Below are 2,805 nucleotides of genomic sequence, written 5' to 3' on the forward strand. Positions count from 1 at the left end.
CTCTATTTGCGCTGGATTCCCGCCTGCGCGGGAATGGCGAGGTGGGGGCATGGGAGTGGCGGGGTGGGCTTTATTCGCTGGATGCCCGCAGGGTTTTTTCCCTCACCCCGGCCCTCTCCCGGAGGGAGAGGGCGACAGATGCCGCCAAAGGCGGGCGCCCCTCTTCTCCCTCTCCCTCCGGGAGAGGGAAACAGGGTGAGGGAGCGGAAGTGGCGGGACGCTCAGAAGCGCAGGGTGGCGTCCAGCAGCAACGCGCTGTCGGCGTCGGCGCCGCTCCCGCGCCGCAGCCCGGCGTCCAACTGAAGGCGCCCGGCGTCGAAGCGCAACCCGCCGCCGTAACTTTGCTCGCCGGACGAAAACCCGCCCTCGCCGTACAGCGTCAAAAGACCCGGCAACCCCTGCGACAGCCACACGTCGCCAATGCCATACGACAACTCGCTACGCAGCCCCAGCCCGTTCCCACCGGCCCGGGGGGCCAGGGAGGGGGCCCCTCCAAAAGCCCCGCCATCCAGCGGCGCCGCGCTCGCCGCCGCGCCCAGGGCGCCGCCCGCCGCCCTCCGGGCCAAACCAAACTCAGGGCGCAACGCAAACTGCAGACCGCGCCGGTCCGCACCCAAGTCGTAGCGCAACTCGCCCGTTCCCGTGTACTCCCGGTAATCGCGCTTGCCTTCGCTCGCCAGCCGCGCCCGGCCTTCCCACTGCGTCTCCAAACCCAGGCGCGGCCAGTACAGACTGAAACCAGTACCGAGCCCCGCTATCGCCGTGTCGCGCGCGCCATCGCCGAATTCATAAAGCAAAGCCATGGTCATATACGGGCGTAGCCGCCCGCCTTCGTCAAAATCGAAGACCCTCCCCAGTTCTATCTCGCTTTGCAGTTGTTGCGCGTCCGTCTCCGTCGCGCCGTAAGGCGCGTCCATGCCGCCGCCGAAGCGCATGATCCCGCTGTCCGTCTCGCTATGCAGCGCCGTACCCGACAGGCGCAGCAACACGTCCAGCCCGCCCGCCGCGAATCGGCGCCAACTGAGACCCGCCGCCCCCAGCCACAGATCCGTGTCGCTGCTCGCTTTGCCCACAGCGCCTCTTTGCCGTTCTTCGATCTGCAATTCGCCCTGGCCGTAGCCCGCCAGCAGCCACACGCTCAGGCGCTCCGAAGGCTGCCAGGCCAGGTACGGGTACACCGCCGCCAAATCGTTCTCAAAGTCGGTGCGATCTCCAGCCGCCGCGCCTGCCGCGCGCAACTCCAGTTCGCTCACGAAGTAGCCTACAGCCACACCCGCCAGGTAATCGCCGTAACGGCCGTCCAGCCCCAGGTGAAAGGCGTAATTGTCGCCGTCGTAGTCGTAGCGGGTTCCGCCCTGCCGCGGTTCGCCCTCCAGCGAGGCGTAACTGCCGCGGCCCCACACGGACAGCGTGTTGCCGCCGCCCCGGTCACTGGTGGCGGAGAAGCCGGAACGGCCCAGCAGCTGCTGCAGCGCGCGGCCTTCCGCGCCGGGCGTGCCGGAGTCCGTGTCTTGCAGCTGCGCCGCCGCCAGTTCCGCCAGCGCGGACATGTCCAGGGAGGACGCGCCGGGCAGGGGGGAGGACTGTGCCGGTGGCGGCGGTTGCGGGGGCGGTGGACATTGTGGACTCTGTGGACTCTGTGGACACGGCGCCGCCAAGTCCGAGCCCGTAGCGCCCGCGGCGCCCTGCCGGTCTTCGGCCCGCGGCAGGCCGAGCGCCGGGGCGCCGGCCGCGCCGCCGCCGGCGGACGGGGACAGCACCTGCCGCCCGCCCAGGTTCAGCGCCAAGCCCGCCCCCCCGAGGCCGTTCCCCGAGTCAATGCGTCGCGCGATTGCCGGCACCGCCAGCGCCGCCACCCCCCGGCTCAGCACCGTCGCCGCCAAATTCACGCGCCCCATGCGCTCCATATCCGCGCGCGGTTCGGTAATCGCCACAGTCAAGGATCGCGGCGAGCCCAGCGCGGTGCCCGCATCTCCCGTGACTCCGGTCAGAAGCACCGTGAAGAACTCGCGCGGTTCGCCTGCCTCATCGGTGTCAACGGGCATCGCGGCGATCGCCTGGGACTGCCGGTAATTCGCCGGCGCAAAGGTCAGGCTGCCGCCCGGCAATGTGCCGCCGAAGTCGCCGGCATCGGCACTGCCGGCCCGCACTGCCCAGGTAACGATAATGTCGTCCGCGGGATCGGCAGCACCCTCCTCGGAAACGATGGCAACGATCCAATTCACACTGTCGCCCTCGGATACCTGGTTCGGGCCTCTGATGGTTACCGTGCGGAAAGTTCTGAAGGGGTCGCCCATGTCGTCGTCGGTGATGGTGCCGCTGCCGCTCCGATCACCCGCCGTCGTCGTGAGCGTCACCGTGCCGGTCGCCGCTTCCTTGGCGAAGGCCGCGACGGTCTCGGCCAGCAGCGTCACCGTGATGCTCTCGTCCGGCTCGTTCGAGTCATCCCCCAGCACCATGATCATCAGATCCTCCGCCGTCTCTCCCGCCGCAATGGGTAACGTGCCCGACGGCGTGACGTAGTCCGTGCCTCCCGTCGCCGTCCCGCCCAGCGTGTACGGGATTGTCACCGCCCCCTCCGAGGCGCCGCTCAAAGACACCGTGAAGGTCAGCGCCGTCGTCGTGCCCGACGCTCCCTCCATGACCGAATCCGCATCCGCTATGCTGTAGGCGATGGCGTCGCTGGCGGCAATCTCCGTCATCGCGCCCTCGACGCGGGTGGTGCCCGTGCTGCCCTCGCCCTCGCTGAGCGACAGCGACACCGAGTAACTCTCGGCCGCTTCGTTTAACGCATCGTCCGCCGTC

1 protein-coding gene is annotated in these 2,805 nt (G+C 69.3%); it reads right to left on the minus strand.

The window, feature by feature from the left end:
* Nucleotides 1-221: 221 nt before the first annotated feature.
* Nucleotides 222-2,805 (minus strand): hypothetical protein (locus OXU43_07075; GenBank protein ID MDD9824916.1); only part of this gene is annotated, 2,584 nt, incomplete at its 5' end.

Source organism: Gammaproteobacteria bacterium (genome assembly GCA_028817255.1).
GTDB lineage: Bacteria > Pseudomonadota > Gammaproteobacteria > Porifericomitales > Porifericomitaceae > Porifericomes > Porifericomes azotivorans.